The 22,811-nt window shown below is 40.7% G+C and carries 18 protein-coding genes; 17 read left to right on the forward strand and 1 reads right to left on the reverse strand.

The genetic code is table 11. The annotated features are described in order from the left end of the window. The first annotated feature begins 70 nt into the window (after window positions 1-70). Window positions 71-1,069, forward strand: a complete 999-nt coding sequence (locus FTV41_RS04985) for a YafY family protein (protein WP_179996213.1) — start codon at window positions 71-73, stop codon at window positions 1,067-1,069. Between the two features lie 343 nt (window positions 1,070-1,412). On the opposite strand, the gene mnmG is transcribed toward FTV41_RS04985, so the two are convergent. After that, the gene (mnmG, locus tag FTV41_RS04990; protein ID WP_179996214.1) at window positions 1,413-3,293 is read right to left on the reverse strand and encodes a tRNA uridine-5-carboxymethylaminomethyl(34) synthesis enzyme MnmG; all 1,881 of its coding nucleotides are present in this window, start codon (window positions 3,291-3,293) and stop codon (window positions 1,413-1,415) included. A 244-nt stretch (window positions 3,294-3,537) separates the two neighbouring features. Here mnmG and FTV41_RS04995 point away from each other — a divergent pair, with 244 nt between their 5' ends. The 16 genes from FTV41_RS04995 to FTV41_RS05070 all read left to right on the forward strand — a co-directional run bounded on the left by FTV41_RS04995 (window position 3,538) and on the right by FTV41_RS05070 (window position 22,698). Next, entirely contained in the window at window positions 3,538-3,894 is a 357-nt protein-coding gene (locus FTV41_RS04995; RefSeq protein ID WP_179996215.1) for a hypothetical protein, read from the forward strand. 187 nt (window positions 3,895-4,081) lie between these two features. After that, window positions 4,082-4,993, forward strand: coding sequence for a bile acid:sodium symporter family protein (locus tag FTV41_RS05000; RefSeq protein WP_004973134.1), 912 nt, complete (start codon window positions 4,082-4,084; stop codon window positions 4,991-4,993). 83 nt (window positions 4,994-5,076) lie between these two features. Then, entirely contained in the window at window positions 5,077-5,958 is an 882-nt protein-coding gene (locus FTV41_RS05005; protein WP_154320680.1) for a bile acid:sodium symporter family protein, read from the forward strand. Between the two features lie 254 nt (window positions 5,959-6,212). Beyond that, on the forward strand, window positions 6,213-7,115 hold the full coding sequence (gene prmA, locus FTV41_RS05010; protein WP_004973131.1) for a 50S ribosomal protein L11 methyltransferase: 903 nt from the start codon (window positions 6,213-6,215) through the stop codon (window positions 7,113-7,115). 16 nt (window positions 7,116-7,131) lie between these two features. Beyond that, a complete protein-coding gene (locus tag FTV41_RS05015; protein WP_179996216.1) occupies window positions 7,132-7,986 on the forward strand; it encodes a DUF3426 domain-containing protein in 855 nt (284 codons plus the stop codon). A gap of 389 nt (window positions 7,987-8,375) precedes the next feature. Next, window positions 8,376-8,645, forward strand: a complete 270-nt coding sequence (gene fis / locus FTV41_RS05020; protein WP_001086304.1) for a DNA-binding transcriptional regulator Fis — start codon at window positions 8,376-8,378, stop codon at window positions 8,643-8,645. 92 nt (window positions 8,646-8,737) lie between these two features. Beyond that, on the forward strand, window positions 8,738-10,312 hold the full coding sequence (purH, locus tag FTV41_RS05025; protein ID WP_004973127.1) for a bifunctional phosphoribosylaminoimidazolecarboxamide formyltransferase/IMP cyclohydrolase: 1,575 nt from the start codon (window positions 8,738-8,740) through the stop codon (window positions 10,310-10,312). A 171-nt stretch (window positions 10,313-10,483) separates the two neighbouring features. Continuing rightward, complete coding sequence (gene purD, locus FTV41_RS05030; protein WP_004973125.1) at window positions 10,484-11,767, forward strand: phosphoribosylamine--glycine ligase; 1,284 nt, start codon at window positions 10,484-10,486, stop codon at window positions 11,765-11,767. Between the two features lie 492 nt (window positions 11,768-12,259). After that, window positions 12,260-12,691, forward strand: coding sequence for a hypothetical protein (locus tag FTV41_RS05035; protein ID WP_154320678.1), 432 nt, complete (start codon window positions 12,260-12,262; stop codon window positions 12,689-12,691). A 790-nt stretch (window positions 12,692-13,481) separates the two neighbouring features. After that, entirely contained in the window at window positions 13,482-14,354 is an 873-nt protein-coding gene (locus FTV41_RS05040) for a MetQ/NlpA family ABC transporter substrate-binding protein (protein ID WP_179996217.1), read from the forward strand. 74 nt (window positions 14,355-14,428) lie between these two features. Then, entirely contained in the window at window positions 14,429-15,454 is a 1,026-nt protein-coding gene (locus FTV41_RS05045; protein WP_179993777.1) for a methionine ABC transporter ATP-binding protein, read from the forward strand. Then, window positions 15,451-16,146, forward strand: coding sequence for a methionine ABC transporter permease (locus FTV41_RS05050; protein WP_179993771.1), 696 nt, complete (start codon window positions 15,451-15,453; stop codon window positions 16,144-16,146). The genes FTV41_RS05045 and FTV41_RS05050 overlap by 4 nt, the downstream gene beginning before the upstream one ends. Before the next feature lie 244 nt (window positions 16,147-16,390). Next, window positions 16,391-19,954, forward strand: coding sequence for a DNA polymerase III subunit alpha (gene dnaE / locus FTV41_RS05055; RefSeq protein WP_179988651.1), 3,564 nt, complete (start codon window positions 16,391-16,393; stop codon window positions 19,952-19,954). 28 nt (window positions 19,955-19,982) lie between these two features. Further along, window positions 19,983-20,831 carry an RNA methyltransferase gene (locus tag FTV41_RS05060; protein ID WP_179988652.1) on the forward strand — a complete coding sequence of 283 codons (849 nt, stop codon included), beginning with the start codon at window positions 19,983-19,985 and terminating at the stop codon, window positions 20,829-20,831. Further along, on the forward strand, window positions 20,824-21,621 hold the full coding sequence (cysE, locus tag FTV41_RS05065) for a serine O-acetyltransferase (RefSeq protein WP_004973118.1): 798 nt from the start codon (window positions 20,824-20,826) through the stop codon (window positions 21,619-21,621). Before FTV41_RS05060 ends, cysE begins: the two co-directional genes overlap by 8 nt. Before the next feature lie 174 nt (window positions 21,622-21,795). Beyond that, window positions 21,796-22,698 carry an ABUW_2363 family tetratricopeptide repeat lipoprotein gene (locus tag FTV41_RS05070; RefSeq protein WP_154320674.1) on the forward strand — a complete coding sequence of 301 codons (903 nt, stop codon included), beginning with the start codon at window positions 21,796-21,798 and terminating at the stop codon, window positions 22,696-22,698. Window positions 22,699-22,811 lie beyond the last annotated feature (113 nt).

Here is a 22,811-nt window from a genome sequence, read left to right on the forward strand (position 1 = left end):
ATTCTAAGTTTTCTTATTGTGTTAACACTCACGTTCTGACTCATTTAAAACGACCAAGCAAATACTGAATATGTCTATACAAGAAAAAGAAACATCGAATAGTTTATATCGCCAATGGCAAATTTTATCGCGACTCTCTACAGGTAAATGGATGGGTACGCGTGAATTACACGATGTCTTGCAACGTGAAGGCATTGACATCAGTTTGCGCACCATTCAGCGTGACTTAAACCAAATTTCGCAACGCTTTCCTATTGAAAGTAACGGTACTGTGCCACAAGGTTGGCGTTGGCGATCAGATGCACCCATTCAAAGCTTGCCGCACATGACTAGCTCACAAGCGGTCACCTTTATGATGGTCGAAGAACATTTAAAACACTTGTTGCCACCAAGTCTGATTGAAGAGATGAACCCTTGGTTTGATTTGGCACGGCGTAGTCTATCTACGCAAAATAATGTTCGCCAATGGATTAACCGTGTACGGATTGTGCCTGCAACACAACCCTTAATTCCACCACTGGTAGACCGTAATGCGCAGCAAGCAATTTATGAAGGCTTGCTACAAGACAAACAACTGGAATGTATTTACCAATCACGCAGCAGTTCAGGTGAAGAAAAAACCTATGTGCTAAATCCTTTGGCACTGGTACAAAAAGGCGCAGTCATTTATTTAATATGTACCCGCTTTGATAAAACAGATATTCAGACCTTTGCCCTGCATCGTTTTAAAGCCGCAAAAGTTTTAGATTCACGCGCATTACACCCTGTCAATTTTGATATTGATGCTTATATTGAATCTGGCGAACTGGGCTTCAGAGTCAATTTCAGCAAAGCCACAGAAAATATTCAGCTCAAACTGACCATGCAAAAAGCTGATGCCATATACTTCGATGAAAGCCAATTAAGCAAAGATCAAACTATGGAAACACTGGAAAATGGTAATGTGTTGGTGACTGCCACTGTGCCGTTTACCTCACAATTGGTTTGGTGGTTGCGTAGTTTTGGTAAAAAGCTAATTCAGATTGAACCTGTAGAAGTTGCCAATGCGGTGCATCAAACTCAGGAATAAAAAAGCCCCAAATATATTGGGGCGATAGCATTATCGTTCTCTTTTAAATCAAATTATTGTGATTGCTGATTGAAGTTAAAATTAAAATTGACTCGGCATCGTTCAGCGTGGGCATGCCAGTTCAGCTGTACTATAACGAATGCTTTTTAAAGTCATATTTTGCTCCTATCTATGTTGATAAGTGTCACTTTAAATGCTCCTGATCTAGCTGTGAAATCATAAGATATGCAGTCGAAATCAGATTTATTCTTATACGCAACTTCTTCTTTGCTTAGCATCTGATTTACTTTGGCGCATAAAAAAGCCCGCAATTTGCGAGCTTTCTTAACAGGCATATCCAATCTTAAGCAGATTTACGTCCTTGTGCATTTTTACGAATGGTGATCATCACCAATTGTACTGCTGCAGGTGTCACACCAGGAATACGACTGGCTTGCGCTAATGTTTCAGGCAACACATGCTTTAATTTTAAGGTAATTTCACGTGACAAGCCTGACACAGCATCATAATCAAAATCGGCTGGAATTTTGGTTTCTTCCAGACGTTTTAACTGAGCCACATCTTCATGCTGTCGGTTAATATAACCTGCATATTTCACTGCAATTTCAATTTGATCACCGACTTGTGCAGACACTTCTGAACCAGTCAATTCTGCAATTTGCGCAAAACTGATATTAGGACGTTTGAGCAGGTCAATTGCAGAACATTCTTTAGATAAATCTGCACCAGTCATTTCTACAAATTTTTTGCCCATTGGGTTGTTCGGGGCAGCCCACAAATGCTGTAAACGTCCTGTTTCACGCTCTACAGCTTCCATTTTTTCACAGTAAGCTGCCCAACGAGTATCATCCACCAAACCTAGTTCACGACCAATTGGGGTCAAACGCTGATCTGCATTGTCTTCACGCAACATCAAACGATATTCCGCACGTGACGTAAACATGCGGTACGGTTCTTTGGTACCTAGTGTGATCAGGTCATCTACCAATACCCCAATATAGGCTTCGTCTCGTTTTGGCGTCCATTGTTCCTGATCCCAAGCACGACGTGCCGCATTCAAACCTGCCAGCACACCCTGCGCACCTGCTTCTTCATAACCGGTTGTACCGTTAATTTGCCCCGCGAAATACAGGTTATTAATGGCTTTGGTTTCTAAAGTAAATTTCAAAGCTTGTGGGTTAAAGTAGTCATATTCAATCGCATAGCCTGGACGCAAAATGTGTGCATTTTCCATACCACGAATTGAACGCACCAATTCAAACTGCACATCAAACGGCAAAGAGGTTGAAATACCATTTGGATACAACTCATGTGTGTCTAAGCCTTCTGGCTCCAAAAACACCTGATGCGAGTCTTTGTCAGAAAAACGATGGATTTTATCTTCAATAGATGGGCAATAACGTGGGCCAACGCCTTCAATTACACCTGTATACATAGGTGAACGATCTAGGCCACCACGAATGATTTCGTGAGTACGCTCATTGGTATGGGTAATATAACAGTTCACTTGCTCTGGATGCATCGACACATCGCCCATGAATGACATGGTTGGTGATGGAAAATCACCTGGCTGTGGAATCATCACAGAAAAATCGACTGAACGTGCGTCAATACGAGGTGGCGTACCTGTTTTTAAGCGCCCTACAGGCAAATTTAATTCGCGTAAACGTGCTGCTAAAGCAATTGATGGCGGATCGCCTGCACGACCGCCACTAGATTTTTCCAAACCAATATGAATAACGCCACCTAAGAAGGTACCTGTAGTCAATACCACTGTTTTTGCATCAAAGCGAATGCCCATTTGGGTCACAACACCTTTTACGGTATCGCCTTCAACAATCAGGTCATCTGCAGCTTGCTGAAAAATATCTAAATTGGCTTGGTTCTCTAAAGTGCTACGAATCGCTGCTTTAAAACGCACTCGGTCTGCTTGCGCACGTGTTGCACGAACCGCAGCACCCTTGCGTGAGTTTAAAATACGGAATTGAATCCCGCTTTTATCGGCAGCCAAAGCCATTGCACCGCCCAAAGCATCAATCTCACGCACAAGATGAGACTTACCAATACCACCAATAGCAGGGTTACAGCTCATCTGCCCTAAAGTCTCAATGTTATGAGTTAACAGTAAGGTTTGACGACCCATACGTGCTGCTGCAAGCGCCGCTTCAGTGCCTGCATGACCGCCGCCAATAACAATGACATCGTAAACTTTAGGATAGTGCATAATGGTCAATGAGAGATATAAAAATAAAGACGGAATATTATAGCAAAACTTCAGGCATAAGTTGACAGATTCAGTCGATTTTATTGGCGGTGATGCACTATAGAATTAATACTTTGTAATCTAAATTTGCATTTTTACTGTATATAAAAACATTTAAACCTATCAATTAACCAGATCACCGTTGTTTTAATTTGCCTATTTTTTATCCTATTAAGCACAGGTATTAGAAACAAAGGGAAACATCATGAATAAGAAAATTTTACTGTCATCTATGCTTTGTGGTTTATTTATTAGTCCATTTGCAGTGCAGGCAAATGACAAGGTAGAAACCATCTACAATGCGCAAAAATTCCAGCAAGTCTGTAAGGGAAAAACTCAAGGTACAGCTGTAAGTTTTGCGCATCGTGGCATTATTTGGAATGGTACGTGCGAACCACAATTCTTTAGTTCATCTAAAGCAGTACAATTACAAGGCAACGAACCTGAGTTATACCGTGCCTGTATGGCAGATGCGCAGACCACTAGCATTACACTCAATGGCACAGAACTGAAAGGAAAATGTGCGCTCGGCTTTACGCCACCACGCCCTGCTGCCATGTGATCAATCACTTAATCTATATTTTCATGAACAGATCGGCTTGTATTCATTCAAACTGAAAGCATGAAAATAACACCAAAGCAGTCATTTATAAGAAGTGACTGCTTTGTTTATTGCACAAGCTCAAAAAACAATTACACTGCAAAGAGAGGGAAAATTATACCCATAAGAAAAAAATAAAGGATGTGCTATGGATTCAGGCTTTTTTACCTTTTTTCTACCACTGACCTTGGCTGTGATGATGATGGGCTTAGGCTTACAACTCACGCCTAAAGACTTTATTCGGGTCAATCAATTTCCTAAAGTCATTTTTTTAACGCTTTTTTCACAATTGGTCATTTTGCCTGTTTTAGCATTTTCAATTTGTTTATTTTTAGAATTGCCACCGCTATTGGCAATTGGCTTAATGCTGCTTGCTGCCTCACCAGGGGGGCCTACTGCGAACTTATTTAGCTATGTCTATAAAGGTGACGTTGCCCTAAATATTACCCTAACCGCAATGAACTCTGTGATGGCAACCTTTACCCTGCCTTTTATTGTTAATTTGTCTTTTCTATATTTTATGACCGATCAACAACAAATTGGCATGCCTATTGAAAAAATGGCACAGGTTTTTTTACTGATTATTGTGCCTGTATGTGTAGGAATGGCGGTGCGTAATGCGATGCCACAAATTGCATTACAGTTGGGCAAACCTATGCGTTTGATGTCCATTTATTTCATTTTCGCTTTATTCTTTTATGCGCTTTTCCGCGAACGCGCCAATGTCTTTGACTATTTCAGTGCAATTGGCATCGCAACTGCACTATTTTGCTTTTTAAGTTTACTTATTGGTTATCTTGTGCCGTATTTGGCGGGTGTGCCTGATCAACAAGCACGCTCTTGTTGTTTTGAAATTGGCATTCATAACACTGCTGTTTCTTTAACCGTTGCGCTATCGGTTTTGCAAAGCACTGAAATTGCCATTCCTTCTGCGATTTACACCATTTTTATGTATATGTTCAGCTTTATTTTAGGGAGTATGTTAGCTAGACAATCGGCCAAACTTGCCCATCAACACAAACAGGAGCAGAGTTTAAACCACAATAAAAATACAATTTAAAACGTGAGCAAAATTAACTACATATTAAACAAACAGTTAAATATCAAATAAATTATTGTAGATGTAAAAACAAAGGAGTGTTTATGGATTCAGGATTAATCACAATATTTTTGCCGCTGGCTTTGGCCGTGGTCATGGCTGGACTTGGCTTAGAACTCACTCCTAACGACTTTAAACGGGTGAGCAAACACCCCAAAGCAGTGTTTATTGCTTTATTTTGTCAATTGGTCGTCCTGACAGCAATTGCATTCTTTATTTGTAAACTGCTGAATTTACCACCACTGCTTGCAGTCGGACTCATGCTACTAGCAGCATCTCCAGGTGGGCCAACAGCCAACTTATTTAGCTACTTATATAAAGGTGATATTGCCCTAAACATCACCCTCACTGCCGTGAATTCCGTGATTGCAGCATTTACCTTGCCCCTGATTGTCAACTTTGCCATTCAACATTTTACGCAGGATGGGCAACAAGTCGGCTTACAGTTTGCCAAAGTATTACAGGTGTTTTTAATTATTATTATCCCTGTCACTTTGGGGATGTTGGTACGCCATTTTAGCCCGCAAACGGCAGACCGTTTAAACAAACCTGTGCGTATTTTTGCTGTGGTTTTTCTGATAGTGATTATTATTGGCGCGATTGCCAAAGAGCGAAATAACATCATGCTTTATTTGGCAGATGTAGGACTTGCCACTGCTCTGTTCTGTGCCTGCAGTTTATTGATTGGTTATTTTGTCCCGCGTTTCTTTGGTGTGAACAGCCAACAAGCCCGTGCCTGCGCCTTTGAAATTGGCATTCACAACAGTACCCTTGCAATGACCATCGCCCTAACCGTTATGGCAAGCTCAACCATTGCCATGCCTGCTGCGGTTTATTCTATTTTCATGTATATTTTTGCCGCAATTTTAGGCACATTACTAATTAAATTTGTGCCGACTCCTGCATCGGAGCAATCTGCATCCTAAACAAGTCTCTCAATCATCCCCAATCCAGCAATTTGACTGTTTTGGGGATGATTGAGCGATGATGGTTCAAACAAATTCTTAACTTATATTTTTTAGAGTTATATTTTTGTCACATTATTCGACTATAAGCATAAAGCGAATTTGAAACTTCCAATCGTATAGAGTTTTCCCTTTCGCAATCCGAATAAAAAATAACAGCGCCTGCAGCAGTTCAGTTACAATAGCGCTTACGCATTAAATTTTAGGTTATCTCCGTGAAGTGGTTACAAATACATATTACTGTTGATCAAGCGCAAGTCGATTTTACTGAAACCCTGCTCAGTTCATTGGGCGCAGTCAGCGTAACCTTAGATGATGCGGAAAATCAGGACTTACTTGAGCCACTGCCAGGTGAAACACCACTTTGGAACAAAGTCATTGTGACAGGTATTTATGCACAAGACGAAGGTGAAGAAATTGATGTTGCAGCCTTAGAAACCTTTATTCGTGCGCAAATGCCAGATGCCCCTTTACGCAGTGAATTTTTGGAAGATCAGGTTTGGGAACGCTCATGGATGGATTACTACGAGCCAATCCAGATTGCAGAGAAATTCTGGATTGTACCTGAATGGTTAGAACCACCTGAGGCAGATGCAGTCAATATTAAACTTGACCCAGGTTTGGCTTTTGGTACAGGTAACCATGCCAGTACGTTCCTGTGCCTGCAATGGTTAGGTAAAACCAATGTAAAAGATAAAGTCGTGATCGACTACGGTTGTGGTTCAGGTATTTTAGGAGTAGCGGCTTTGTTGCTCGGTGCAAAAAAAGTCTATGCGACTGATATTGACCCGCAAGCAGTTTTAGCGACCAAACAAAATGCAGAACTCAACGGTGTACTTAAAAACTTATATGTGGGACTTCCAGAAGAGTTCAATGAAACCATCGGTAATGAAAAAGCAGACATTTTAGTTGCCAATATTTTGGCAGGCCCATTGATGATGCTTGCGCCAGAGTTTGCAACTTTAATTAAATCTGAGGGCGAGTTCGCACTTGCAGGTGTAATTGAAGAGCAAGTTGCTGAAGTTTCTAGTGTTTATTCTGAATTTTTTGATATAGTACAAGTCGAAAAACGTGAAGAAAACTGGTGTCGAATTTCTGGGAAACGCCATCCCCACTAACTGTAATTTTTGAGTTATGAGTGACAAGCAAACCAAGTGCCCTGAATGCCAAACTGTTTATAAAGTATCCGTTGCGCAGCTGACCGTTGCGCAAGGGATGGTTTGTTGTCCTAAATGCGACAATACCTTTAATGCTCTTTCGCATTTGGTATTTGCCTTTCCTCAAAATAAAAACTCAGTCACATCACAATTACATCACATTCAAAACCGCAGTTTTATGCAGGCAACTGCTGAACTTGCGCAACCGCAACATATTTTAGATATTTTTCAGCGTAAAGTTGAACATTCCAATATTGATCTGAAAACCTATCTGAATAACCTCAATTATTTCAGTACTGAACCGATTGGCAACATTCCTGCCATGAAGTTGTCTGCGCCTGATCTTGAAAGTGAAAAAAAGCATGGCAATGGTTACTACTTACTTTGGGGAATTATTAATCTTTTATTGATTGGCTTGTTGATCTTCCAAATTTTGTGGTTTAACCCAAAGTTTTTAAACAGCAGCCCTGCACTGAATTCTGTGTTTACCCAAGTCTGTCAATTTTTTAACTGTAGCAGTTTAGAAGAACGCTATAGCTTAATTTCAGCAAATCGCGTGAAGGTTAAACGTGTAGATCGTATGAATACACAATTTACGGGTGAGCTGATCAATTACTATGATAAAAGCTTGGCTTTGCCTAATATCAAAGTCACTTTAAAAGAAAAACAACAAACATTATCGACTTACATCTATTCCCCACAGGAGTATTTGGTCGAAAGTCTTTCGATCATTCAACGTATTCCTAAAAACAGTCCATTTAAGTTTGACATTTTAGTTCCAATATCACGAAACGACTTCGATGCCTATACTTTAGAAATTATCAAGCCTTAATTCACAAAAAAATAGTGAAAAAATAGCGAAAAAAATTAAAAAAATTGCAGTTTTCTTGCTCACTTTTTCTCATACAATGGTATCATACGCGCCACGAAAGCTTTGTGCTGCAAACTCCTCGCAAGATTCACAACAAATATAGATCTGTCTAATGCGCTTTATTTTTATATATCGCGTACAGAGTAGATTTTTTGTTTTGATTTTGGTCTGTAACAATTATTAATGTATTGTTACGCTTAAATTTCGACCAATGCCTAGAGTTGTGGCAAGCTAAATGTTCCAGTTTTAGAACTTCCCGTTTTAGGATCTAAAACGGAGTTCATTTAATTTATAGACCACATTGATATATCACTTTATCCCAGTGATATCTGATTTTCGGATTAATTCGCATGAATAGCAAATCTCCTATTTTTACTGCACAATCTGATGTTGCTTTACGTATTCACGTAGATCGCGCAGTTCGCCATTATTTTGCACAACTACAAGGTGAACAACCTTCACAAGTGTATGACATGGTGTTAGCAGAAATGGAGAAACCTCTTTTATCTGTTGTTCTTGAATACACTCGCGGTAACCAAACACGCGCTGCTGAAATTCTTGGACTAAACCGTGGTACTTTACGTAAAAAGTTAAAAGCTCACGGTTTAATGAGTGAATAAGTGATAAAATGCTTGCGACCTCCGCAGGCATTTTTTTTACCTGCATTTTGCTAGTTTGTTTTAATCTGTAATTGAAAACTGTGACGAAGATCATGACTATTAAACGCGCTTTAATCTCTGTTTCTGACAAAACAGGTATTGTTGAATTTGCACAAGACCTTGCTGCTCTTGGGGTAGAAATTTTATCTACTGGCGGTACTTATAAGTTGCTTAAAGACAACAATATTGCTGTCGTAGAAGTATCAGAGCATACTGGTTTCCCTGAAATGATGGATGGTCGTGTAAAAACGTTACACCCAAAAATTCATGGCGGTATCTTGGCTCGTCGTGGTCTAGACGAAGCAGTCATGGCAGAACACAATATTGATGCCATCGACTTGGTTGTTGTTAACCTTTATCCATTTGCTGCGACTGTTGCAAAACCAAATTGTTCACTTGCAGATGCGATTGAGAACATCGACATTGGTGGCCCTACTATGGTTCGCGCTGCAGCGAAAAACCATGCTTCTGTAGGTATTGTAGTAAATGCTTCTGACTATGCGACTGTTATTGCAGAAATGAAAAGCAACGGTGCATTGTCTTACGAAACTCGTTTTGATTTGGCAGTGAAAGCATTTGAACACACTGCACAATATGACGGCATGATCGCCTCTTACTTAGGTGCACGTGTAGGTAAAGAAGAAGGTACTGCTGACCAATTTGCACGTACATTCAATACACAATTGAACAAAGCGCAAGATTTACGTTACGGCGAAAACCCGCATCAATCTGCAGCGTTCTATGTAGACCCTGCTGCAACTGAAGCTTCTGTTTCTACAGCGAAACAGCTTCAAGGTAAAGAATTATCTTATAACAACATTGCAGATACTGATGCCGCACTTGAATGTGTGAAATCATTTGCAAAACCTGCTTGTGTGATCGTAAAACACGCGAACCCATGTGGTGTTGCTGTATCTTTAGACGGTATTCAAGCGGCTTATGACCTTGCTTATGCAACTGACCCTGAATCTGCATTTGGTGGCATCATTGCGTTTAACCGTGAGTTAGACGTTGCGACTGCACAAGCGATTGTAGACCGTCAATTCGTTGAAGTGATCATTGCACCAAGCATTGCTGATGGCGTACTTGAAGTGACTGGCGCGAAGAAAAACGTACGTGTACTGGTATGTGGCGAACTTCCTGCGATTGATGCACGCGCTCCACAAATGGATTACAAACGTGTCAACGGCGGTTTATTGGTTCAAGATCAAGACTTGGGCATGATCACTAAAGATGACTTAAAAGTTGTGACCAAACGTGCACCAACTGAACAAGAAATTGACGACATGATCTTTGCTTGGAAAGTTGCGAAATACGTAAAATCGAACGCAATTGTTTATGCAAAAAACCGTCAGACCATTGGTGTTGGTGCAGGTCAAATGAGCCGTGTAAACTCTGCTCGTATTGCTGCCATTAAAGCAGAACATGCAGGTTTAGTGGTTGAAGGTGCAGTAATGGCATCTGACGCATTCTTCCCATTCCGTGATGGTATTGATAACGCAGCTAAAGCTGGTATCAAATGCATTATTCAACCGGGTGGTTCTATGCGTGATGAAGAAACGATTGCAGCAGCAGATGAAGCTGGTATTGCAATGGTCTTCACTGGCATGCGTCATTTCCGTCACTAATTAAACTCATTAATTAGAAGTCGTATTTAATAATCCTCCGAAATCCCCCTTTTTTATAAAAGGGGGACTTTTCACGTAAGGGAACTGTGTTTTTATGCACAATCTCCTTCCTTTTCAAGGGTGAATAGCATAGCTTCGCTAGGGGGATTTTATTCTTTGAGGGATTTTTAGATGAATATTTTAGTTTTAGGTAGCGGCGGTCGTGAACATGCGTTGGCATGGAAAATCGCACAAGATGACAAAGTCGCTAAAGTCTTCGTTGCACCGGGTAATGCGGGTACTGCAACAGAAAACAAATGCGAAAATGTAGCGTTAGATATTCAAAATAACCCTGCAATCATCGACTTTGCCAAAAATAATGCAGTTGATTTAATCATTGTTGGTCCTGAAGCACCACTGGTCAATGGTGTGGTAGATGCCTGCCGTGAAGCGGGTTTAAAAATTTGGGGCCCAACCCAGTTTGCTGCGCAGCTTGAAGGTTCTAAAGCCTTTGCCAAGCATTTCTTAAAACGCCACAACATTCCAACTGCATTCTATGACGTATTCACTGAAGTTGATGCGGCAAAAGCATTTGTTGAAAAAAATGGCGCGCCAATCGTAATCAAGGCGGACGGTCTTGCTGCAGGTAAAGGCGTGATCGTGGCGATGACCAATCAAGAAGCATTCGATGCAATTGATGACATGCTAGCAGGCAACAAATTTGGTGATGCGGGTTCGCGTGTAGTTATTGAAGAATTCCTTGCAGGTGAAGAAGCTTCTTTCATTTGTATGATTGATGGCGACAACATCCTTCCTATGGCAACTTCACAAGACCACAAGCGTATTTTTGAAGGCGACCAAGGTCCAAACACTGGCGGTATGGGTGCTTACTCTCCTGCCCCTGTCGTGACTGCAGACGTATTTGAAAAAACGATGAATGAAGTAATGCGTCCTACCGTTGAAGGTATGAAAAAAGACGGTCATGTTTATACAGGTTTCTTATACGCTGGCTTAATGATTGACGACAAAGGTCAACCAAAAGTGATCGAGTTTAACTGCCGTTTTGGTGACCCTGAAACGCAGCCAATTATGATGCGCTTAAAGTCATCTTTGGTAGATTTGGTTGAAGCAGGTATTGCTGGCAACTTACCTGCCGAAGCAGACTGGGATGAACGCAAAACTGTCGGGATTGTATTGGCGACTGCGGGTTACCCTGAAACTTCAGGCAAAGGTGATGTGATTTCTGGTTTAGAAACACAAATGGCAGATGCGAAAGTATTCCACGCAGGTACAGCAAGCAATGCCGATGGTGAGATTGTGACCAATGGTGGTCGTGTACTGTGTGTAACTGCGCTCGGTAATACCATTGGCGAAGCGCAAGCTAAAGCCCTTGAACTGTGCGAAAAAGTTACCTTTGATGGTGTGCAATATCGTAAAGATATTGGCTATCGTGCCATTGCTCGTGAAAATGCTTAAAATTTTTAGTTTAGCCTAAAAATTTAAGTCCATAAAAAAGCTCGTCACTGTACGAGCTTTTTGTTTATCAGGTTGTAACCCATGTACATTGTGATGATCTACGTTTATAAAATACTTTAGATCAATAAACATGCAAAAAATAAAAAGCTTCAAAGAATTTTTAATTTCAATATTCGTTGAGTTTACATTGCAAATACTTTTTATTTTTGCAGGATTAATATATTTGGCTTATGTTTTTATAGGGATAGGTTCATTGTTACTCTGTTTGCCTGCAGATTCTTTTTCTAATGGACACCAAATTTCACAAACAAATGAACAGAGAATCGCATCTAACTTGGACACTTTAAATGGGAATAACAACTCAATTTCGTATAAGCACCATTATGTCAACTGAATATAGTTTTTTGAAAATTTTAACTTTGAATCAGAGATTTCATTTTAAATATGATAAAACTCAAGGATAAAGAAGCTTTAGATTTAGGTATGTAATAAGTGAATTTTTCAGGTGATGTAGAAGTTTTTTTATCTTGTCTTGGAACTAAAGAATCAAGTTCAGATATTTTGAAAGCAGTTATTCTTGTTGCAAGTGAGTTTGATACATCAGAGACTAATTTTGGTGGAGAAAAGCTATCCTATTGGGAATTTTTTAAGAGAGGCGTTACGTTCAGATTTAATGAACATCAAATACTAGACACTATTTTCATCTACGTCAAAGAGAATGAAGAATATTACCCATACCCATTTTTAGAAGGTCTTATCATAGGTATTAATCATAAAAGTACGAAGCAATCTGTAGTTAAGCTATTTGGAAATCCAGAAAGAGAAAGTAACAGTTGGCTGAAATATAAAATACTTGATAGCTACTTACATTTTGAATTTGATAAGTCATCAGAGTTAAAGCAAATTACGATGGGACAATTTTAAAAATAGAATCTGATTTAGTTTAAGATTTTCTAAAATTAACATAATGCACGTTATACATAATGCTTGAAATATTCCTGCAAGCATCAATATCTTAGTCAAAGCTGTTCTAGGGTTCAGTGCACCGGAACAGCTTTTTGGTGATTTTTCATGTTGCGCGGTCAATAAACAATTAAAATTCCACGGCTTTATGTAGTCTTATTTAATCTTAAAAAAGAAAAAAATGTCCAGATAAAATAAGAATAGATGTCCAAGTAGTTATTGATTTTGCAGTTTGCCTTATATATGGGCGATATATTATCGTTGGAAAAATCATTCATAACTTCTTTTATGTATTTACATCCATGTTCTGATTCTTGTAACTAAGCCGATTTCATACCGACAATTTCATATCTCGTTTTTTACTATCGATTGCAGAATAAATTTTAAAGCACCTAAATATTTAAACACTTGTTCAAATCCTTAATCTTTACAGAATATATTTATTTATAAGAACTTATTTTGACTTATTCGCTTTCTGTTGTAAAACAGTGATATGCATAACATACACAGCACTATATAGAATTATTTTTTATTGTTATGATGGTGCATCTTTTGAAAAAGTGAATTGCCCATCCATCTCAAAATTATTGATTGAGCTGTGGGCTGACTTTTTCAGTACTCAAACAATACCTACAACATATTTGAGAAACATACAAAATCATCATCATGCGATTCCATCCATCGTGCTGATTTGATTCTTCTCAATCATTGGCAACTTTAGGCACGGCTTAAACTTGCTCGGGATATATTCATGAAAAAGCTCCTTGGTCTTGTACTTGGTCTTTCAGTTGGCTTGGCTGGCTGTGGCAAACAAGAAGCGCCTGCGACTGACGCGGCACAAAAAGATTCTTCTGCTCTACACACTGTCACTATGGCATCGACTGGTTCAGATGCAGATATTTGGCGTTTTATTGCCGACTTACCTGAATCCAAAGCAGCAGGTATTCAACTTGAAGTGAAAAACTTCACCGATTACGTGTCAATGAACACGGCGGTAGCAAATAAAGAAATTGATCTTAACGCATTCCAATCTTATGCCTATATGGTGGCATTTAATGCCAACAATAAAGATCAAATTGCACCAGTAGCGACAACTTACTTAGAGCCAATGGGTATTTACTCAAGCAAAGTGAAAAAGTTGGATGAGTTCAAAACAGGTGCAACCATTGCTATTCCAAATGATGGTGCCAATGAATCACGTGCACTGTTATTACTTCAATCGGCTGGTTTGGTTAAACTGAAAGATGGTTTTGACAATGTTCAAGGCACGCCTGCAGACATCGTAGAAAATGCTAAGCAAATTCAAATCAAACCAATTCAAATGGCAACGGCTGTACGTGTAAAAGATGAAGTCGATGCAATTGTCTTGGGCAACACCCTTGCTATGGAAGGTGGTTTGAACGTACTGAAAGATTCAATTTATTACGAACCAATTGACCAAAGCACAAAAATGAATGTCAATATTCTCGCGACTGCTGCAGATCGTCAAAATGACCCAATCTTGCAAAAAGTAGGTGCGTTGTATCATACCGAAGCGGTGAAGCAATATATTGATCAGCACTTTGGCGGAACAAAAGTTGCGGTAAATAAACCTGTCAGCTATTTCACTGAAGCAGCAAAATAGTAATATAATGCGTTAAACAAAACAGGCAAAGCGAACTTTGCCTGTTTTTTCATTTATGGACATTTCTTGACGATATGATTGAATTTAAAAACATTTCAAAGCACTATCAGCTCAAAGGTCAAACACTGCGTGCGTTGGATCAAATTAATCTACAAATTCCAACAGGCAGTATTTTTGGCATTATTGGCTATAGTGGTGCAGGTAAAAGTACGTTAATCCGCTTGATCAATTTGTTGGAGCGTCCAAATGCTGGGCAAGTCATCATTCATCAAAAAGATTTTACTGCACTCAATGCCCGTGAATTGCGTCAAGAACGTGCCCATATTGGAATGATTTTTCAGCACTTCAATTTATTGCAGACCAAAACTGTGGCTGCCAATATTGAAATGCCGATGAAACTGTTAGGCTGGAACAAAGCCAAACGTGAAAAACGTTTAAATGAATTACTTGAGTTTATTGATTTAAAACATAAAAAAGATGCCTATCCTGATGAACTTTCAGGCGGACAAAAGCAACGTGTCGGTATTGCGCGTGCGCTAGCCAATCATCCTAAAATTTTACTCTGCGATGAAGCGACTTCGGCACTTGATCCGCAGACTACCAAATCTGTACTGGAATTACTGAAAAAAATTAACCGTGAACAAGGCATTACCATTGTAATGGTGACGCATGAAATGGATGTGATTGAATCGGTTTGTGATTATGTTGCAGTGATGGAACAAGGCAAAGTGATTGAAACAGGTTCAACCTTGGAAATTTTTAGTCAGCCGCAACACCCGACCACTAAAAGCTTCATTCAAACTGTGTTGCAGCAACAATTGCCTATCAATATTTTGAATAATCTGGAAAATCAAAATCAGCACAGCATTTATTGTCTGAAATTTTTAGGTAAATCGGCTCAGGAAACCGTGATTCAAGCTATCATTAAACAGTTTGATATCAGCCTGAATATTTTATTTGCCAATATGACCGAAATTGATGGCGCTGTGATTGGGCAAATGTTTATACAATTGCTCGGTGATGCAAGCGTCATTCAACAAGCACTTGAATTTCTGCAAGCCAATGGTGTTGAAGTTGAACAGTCAGGAGTACAAGCATGAGAGATTTAATTGTACAGTGGCTGACTTCGGTAACCACACCTTTCTGGAAAAGCTCTTTATCTATTGACCAATTTGTTACGGCCTTACAAGAAACCTTTCATATGGTGTTCTTTGCCATGTTGTTTGGTTGTATCTGGGGCTTTATTCAGGGCATTACCCTTGTAGTGACTCGTCCGACAGGTATTTTGCCAAACCGTGTGATTTATCACGGGCTTAACCCGATTGTAAACGCACTGCGCTCCCTACCCTTTATTATTTTATTGATTGCGGTGATTCCGCTGACTAAATTGTTAGTGGGTACATCCATCGGAACTTGGGCAGCCATTGTTCCACTGACCATTTATGTCGGCCCGTATATTGGTCGTTTGGTAGAAACTTCACTGCTTGAAGTCAATGAAGGGATTGTCGAATCTGCACAGGCAATGGGTGCTACACCATTACAAATTATCTTCAAATTTATTTTACCTGAAGCACGCAGCTCACTCATTTTGAACCTAACTACAGCCACCATTAGCTTAATTGGCGCAACTGCGATGGCAGGTGCAGTCGGTGCTGGAGGCATTGGTGACCTTGCTATTTCTTATGGTTATCAGCGTTTTGATAGTAGTGTCGTGATGCTAACCGTGGTGGTCTTATTAATTTTAGTGCAATTGGTGCAAAGTTTAGGTGACTGGTTATCTAAACTCAGATAAATCTTTCATCTACACATCAGAAATAGATTCATCATTTAACCCCTTGCTACTCATAAGAGCATGTAAGGGGTTAAAACCGTACTCCTTCTCCATGCATGCTTGATTCACACCATATCAACATCCCAAAAACTGAAAATTTGATATACGGTCTAGGTCATCGAAAACCGTAGGAAAAACTTTGCAGCATGTTTTGTCTTGAGCAGAGCATGCTAAAATAACCCGTGATTTTTTAAGGGACTGATTCATGCGCTTTGTTCATTTAGGTATACATACAGAATTTTCGATTACCGAGTCGATTGTACGCATACCTGACTTGATTAAAGCTGCAGTCAATGAAGAAATGCCTGCTTTGGCATTGACCGATCTCTCTAACCTACACGCTGCCGTAAAGTTTTATGGCAAATGTTTGGGACAAGGCATCAAACCGATTTTAGGTTCAGTGCTGCGTTTAAATGATGCCGATCATCGTGTGACGCTATTGTCGATGAACAATCACGGCTGGCGCAATCTGACCGAACTGGTGTCGCGTGGCTATATTGAAGGTCAGCAACTCAATATCCCTTGCGTCAATAAAGCATGGATTTTAGAACAAGCCGATGATCTGATTCTGTTACTCGGCATTCAAAGTGATGTCGGCAAAATGCTGATCACGTCCAATCCACAAAAAGCCGAACCGTTGCTAGAAGAATGGATAGAAAAATTTGGTAATCGGGTCTATTTGGCGCTGACCCGTACAGATCGTCCCGATGAAGATGCTTTTATTGCCGAAGCGGTTAAATTAGCTAAAAAATATAATATTGGCGTGGTGGCACATAATGATGTGCACTTTGTCCGCCGTGAAGATTATGAAGCGCACGAAGCGCGAGTTTGTATTGCCGATGGTTATGTTTTAGGGGATAACCGTCGTCCTAAAACGTATAGTCCTGAGCAATATTTTAAAACTACTGCAGAAATGACGGAATTATTTTCCGACATTCCAAGTGCTATTGAAAACAGCTATCACATTGCCAAACGCTGTAACGTCACGCTGCAATTGGGTAAATATTTCCTTCCAGATTATCCAATTCCAGACGGACACACCATTGATACCTACTTCGCGCACCTATCCAAACAAGGTTTAGAAGAACGTCTAAATGTGCTCTATCCTGTCACACAGCGCGATGAAGACTGGGCAGAAATTCGCAAACCTTATGATGAACGAATTGAATACGAAATTAATATTATTAACTCGATGGGCTTCCCAGGTTACTTCCTCATCGTCATGGACTTTATTCAATGGTCTAAAAATAATGGCGTACCTGTTGGGCCGGGTCGTGGTTCAGGCGCAGGCTCATTGGTCGCTTATAGCTTAAAAATTACCGACTTAGACCCATTGCGTTATGAACTACTCTTTGAACGTTTCTTAAACCCAGAACGTGTATCCATGCCCGACTTTGACGTCGATTTCTGTATTGCAGGACGCGATAAAGTCATTGATTATGTGGCACGCACCTATGGACGTGATGCGGTATCACAAATTGCCACTTTCGGTACTATGGCCGCCAAAGGTGCGATTCGAGATGTCGCACGGGTTTTGGGCAAGTCTTATGGTTTGGCAGACCGTATTTCTAAACTGATTCCAACTAAACCTTTAGGGCTTAGTTTGGAAGAATCAATTGAAGCCGAACCACAGCTGAAAGATGTGGTGACCAATCCATCTAACCCAGACTATGACGATGCTTCAGAAATTTGGGAAATGGCTTTAAAACTTGAAGGCATTACCCGCAACACAGGCAAACACGCAGGTGGTGTGGTCATTGCACCAACCAAAATCACCGACTTTTCTGCGGTTATGTGCGATGCTGATGGAACCGCCCGTGTTGCACAATACGATAAAGACGATGTTGAATCGGCAGGTTTGGTCAAATTTGACTTCTTGGGTTTACGTAACCTGACGGTTATTGAAGATGCAGTACAAAATATCAATAAACGCATCCAAGCCGATACACCGCTAGATATTGCCCATATTCCATTGGACGATAAAGATGCCTATTTAGTCTTTGCCAATGCCAACACCACAGCGGTATTCCAGTTTGAATCCGTGGGCATGAAAAAGATGCTGAAAGAAGCACGCCCAAGCAAATTTGAGGAAATTATTGCCTTCGTGTCCTTGTATCGTCCTGGCCCGATGGATCTCATTCCAGACTTTATTCACCGTATGCACGGTGGCGAGTTTGAGTATCTGCATCCTTTGCTAGAAGGTGTGCTTGAACCAACCTACGGCATTATGGTTTATCAGGAACAGGTAATGCAGGCGGCACAGTATTGTGCAGGCTATACCCTCGGTGGTGCGGACTTACTACGTCGTGCTATGGGTAAGAAAAAACCTGAAGAAATGGTGAAACAGCGCCAAATCTTTATTGAAGGTGCTGCGAAAAAAGACATTGATGCCGCCACAGCCAACCATATTTTCGACTATATGGAAAAGTTCGCAGGCTACGGTTTTAACAAATCCCACGCGGCTGCTTATGCCCTCGTTGCCTATCAGACGGCATGGCTGAAAGCACATTACCCTGCCGAATTCTTGGCTGCGGTAATGTCGTCGGAAATGCAAAACACCGATAACGTGGTGTTCCTGATTGATGACTGTCGCCACAATGGTCTGGAAGTTTTACCACCTTCGGTAAATATGTCTTTGTATCATTTCCACGCCAGCGATGAACGCACCATTGTCTACGGACTTGGCGCAATTAAAGGCGTGGGCGAACAAGCCATGCAATCGGTGATTGATTCTCGCCAAAAAGAAGGCCCATACCGCGATTTATTTGACTTCTGTCATCGTATTGATTTGAAAAAAATCAACAAACGAACCCTTGAAGCCTTAATTCGTGCGGGTGCATTAGACTGTTTAGGCATCGAACGCTCAAGTTTAATGGCACAATTGCCAGAAGCGGTACAAGCGGCGGAACAAGCACGTTCCAACCGTGAAACAGGCATCATGGATTTATTTGGTGAAGTTGAAGAAGTACAACGTAAGCCTGCCAAACCTGTAAAACCATGGTCAGATGAAGTCCGACTTAAAGGTGAAAAAGACACACTTGGACTTTACCTCACTGGTCACCCGATTGATGTCTATCGCAATGAATTAAAAGCCTTTATTCCAAGTAAAATTAATGAACTGACGCCAACCCGTCGTGGCGTGACCACCGTCTTTGCAGGCTTGGTGGTGGATGTCGCCAACTTCCCAAATCGGATGGTGGTCACTTTAGATGATGGTACGGCACGTATTGAAGTATCTGCCAACCATGAGCGCTTCCAACGCTTTAAAGATATTGTACAAACTGAAAAAGTGGTGGTGATTGAAGGCGAAATTTACGAACGTGAAGGTTTTGACCGCCCAATGGGACGCTTAACCAAAGCGTTTAGCTTGAATGAAATTCGTCAAAAACGCGCCAATAGTATTCAAATTCACTTGCATGCAGAACATTTAAGCAAGACCTTGAGTCAAGACTTACAAAATATGTTGCTGCCTTATTGTAATGTGGATTTATGCACGCATATTCCTGTTTTATTGCACCTTGACTATGCTTATGCCACTGCAGAATTACATTTGGGCATTCAGTGGAAAATCGCACCCTTAGATGAAGCCCTGGTCAAATTGCGTGACTATTTTGGTAAAGAAAGCCTGCATATCGAATATCAAGTGAAATCCAAAGCCGCGAAAGCTGTCGATGTGGCGAAACCTGCATCGATTGCTCCACCACCTGCTGATATGAGCATGGATGATGCTATGGATTTATACCATACCGAAGTTGATCAATATTCTTAATTAAAAATTTAACCCATCTGGATTTGTTATGAGTCAAACCGACAATGCAGCTGTTGCCGCACACCTCTCCCACGTGCGTATTGTCATGGTGAATACCACCCTGCCTGCCAACATCGGTAGCGCCTTACGCGCCATGAAAACCATGGGGCTATGTAAATTGGTTTTGGTTGATCCAAAAACCTATCCGCATCCAGATATTGATACTTTGGCGGCAGGTGCAACCGATTTAATTGAACAGATTGAAGTGGTTGAACAGCTCGAAGATGCAATTGCCGACTGCCATTTGGTCTTTGGCACCAGTGCACGTAGTCGTACTATTCCTTGGCCACTCTTAGATGCACGCCCTGCGGCAGAAAAGTCGTTAAATGCTGTGGCACAGCATGGGCAAAATGTTGCCATTATTTTTGGACGTGAAGATCGTGGTTTAACCAATGAAGAGCTGGCTTTGGCGAATTATCACGTGACGATTCCTGTCAATGAAGAATATGGTGTGCTCAATGTTGCTCAAGCCATTCAAGTGATTTGCTATGAAATGCGTATGGCTGCCATCGATATTGTCGGAAAAATTGCCGATCCTGCAGCGACGATGCAAGTGACAGATTCTGAAGCGATGCAATGGGATGAACCTTTGGTCAACCATGAACAAATGCAACAGTTCTATCCACATTTAGAAAAAATGCTGGCAGAAATTGAATTTATGGATCCAAAAAATCCACGATTATTGCCTTTGCGCTTGCGTCGGCTTTTCGGACGTATACAATTAGATCGTATGGAATACCATTTACTTCGCGGTATTTTTAGCCGCGTACAAGCAATGAATAACGGTTCATGGAAAAAATCTACATCAACACAGGACGAGGATCAAACTAATGCTTAAACAGCTCAAAGAAGACATTCAAGCTGTCTTCGCGCGCGATCCTGCTGCTCGAAATACACTTGAAGTCTTAACCACTTATCCAGGAATTCACGCTTTAATTATGCATCGTGTGGCGCATGAATTATGGAACAAAGACTGCAAGGGGTCGGCACGTCTACTCTCGTCATTTAGCCGTTTTGCTACAGGAATTGAAATTCATCCCGGTGCAAAAATTGGTCGTCGCTTTTTTATTGACCATGGCATGGGCGTGGTGATTGGTGAAACTGCTGAAATTGGTGATGATGTCACCTTATATCATGGCGTGACTTTAGGCGGCACAACGTGGAATAAAGGCAAACGTCATCCAACTTTGGAAGATGGCGTAGTAGTCGGTGCAGGCGCGAAAATTCTAGGCCCATTCACCGTACATAAAAATGCCAAAGTTGGCTCTAATGCGGTTGTGACCAAAGAAGTACCTGAAGGCGCAACTGCTGTGGGTAACCCTGCGCGCTTTATTATGAAAAATAAACCTGCCGATGATCAGGAAGCACGTCGTCGTGATTATGCTGCCAGTATTGGTTTCCAACCTTATGCAGCAACGCAGGACCAATCTGACCCAGTATTGGACGGCATGCGAGTATTACTAGATCGCTTGGAACAAAATGAAAAACGTATGAATTTATTATGTCAGCGTCTCTCTTTACTTGACCCAAGCTTTAAAAACCCACAGCAAAATGAACAACCTTATAGTGCAGAAGAATTAAAAATAATTGAAGATGTTAGACGTGAGTGTGAAGCACAAAGTAAATAGGGCTGTTTATTTGATCAATCCTACATACTTAAAAAAACTTCGTATCACTGTGTAACTAAGCCCCCTCAATTGTATTGCATGTTCGGAACAGATTTCTTAGACTGACCGACATGCAATATTTTAATCCGACACAATCACCTCTCACTTTTAAAATAAATTGAACGGAAGAACACCATGACTCTTAAGCCTTTGGCACTCAGTATTCTAGCCGCAACGCTCGTTAGCGCCTGTGTTGCACCACCAAAACAAGAAGTAAAACCACCTATCGTATTTACCGAACCTGAATTAAGTGCACCATTCTATGCCTTAAATCCATTTAATTATGATGCCCCACCACCATTTGAAATTAACCTACAAAAAGCAGCAGCACAGCCTGTGACTAAAATGGTGGTTACTAACCCAAATGATCCAAGCAAAAGCATTACCTTAGATCAAAACAAATTGATTGTACCTACGGTCAATAACAATGCCCGTAGCTTGAAGTTTGCAGTTTTGGCAGGTGAAAACGAAATTGACATCACCGAAATTGATGACTTCTTACAATTGGTCGAAGGCAAAGCACGTCACTATCCACCACGTTTTAGCGAACGTCAGGAACGTCGTGGTTTCGAGGCAAAGCTCAAAGAATTGACTCAACAATTAGACACTTTGGCAGCCAATGAAAATGCCTCTTTTGATATTTTGATGCGTGCATTTAAAGCCAGTGTTATGGCACGTAATCTAGACTTAGGCTCTGTTTACACCACACGCTCACTTAACTATGCGCAGCGTATCTTAAAAATTAATCAGGAAGATGCCGAAGCGAATTTCTGGTTTGGTTTCGGTCTGTCTGAAGGTGGCGGTCATCGTGAAGCCATTCCTTATTTAGACAAAGCCATGAAAGCAGGTGTGCAGGAAGCTTATTTGTCTGCGGCAAACAATTATATTGCCATGGAACAAAAGAAAAATGCAGTACAAACTTTGAAAAACTATAAAATCAAATACCCGCAAGAAGCCGAAGTGGCTGACCGTTTGATTGCTGAAATTGAAAAGCAAGGTCGCTGGAATGTGTGGCAAGTGATCGCACCACGCACTTAATAAAAAATCGATACAAAAATACCTAAAAATAGACCGTTTCGACGGTCTATTTTGCTTTCTACGCAATTGAAAAAGCTTTAAAAAAACGTATGATGGAAAAAAATCTTAAAAAT

It is taken from the genome of Acinetobacter sp. YH16051 (genome assembly GCF_013417135.1).
Lineage (GTDB): Bacteria > Pseudomonadota > Gammaproteobacteria > Pseudomonadales > Moraxellaceae > Acinetobacter > Acinetobacter towneri.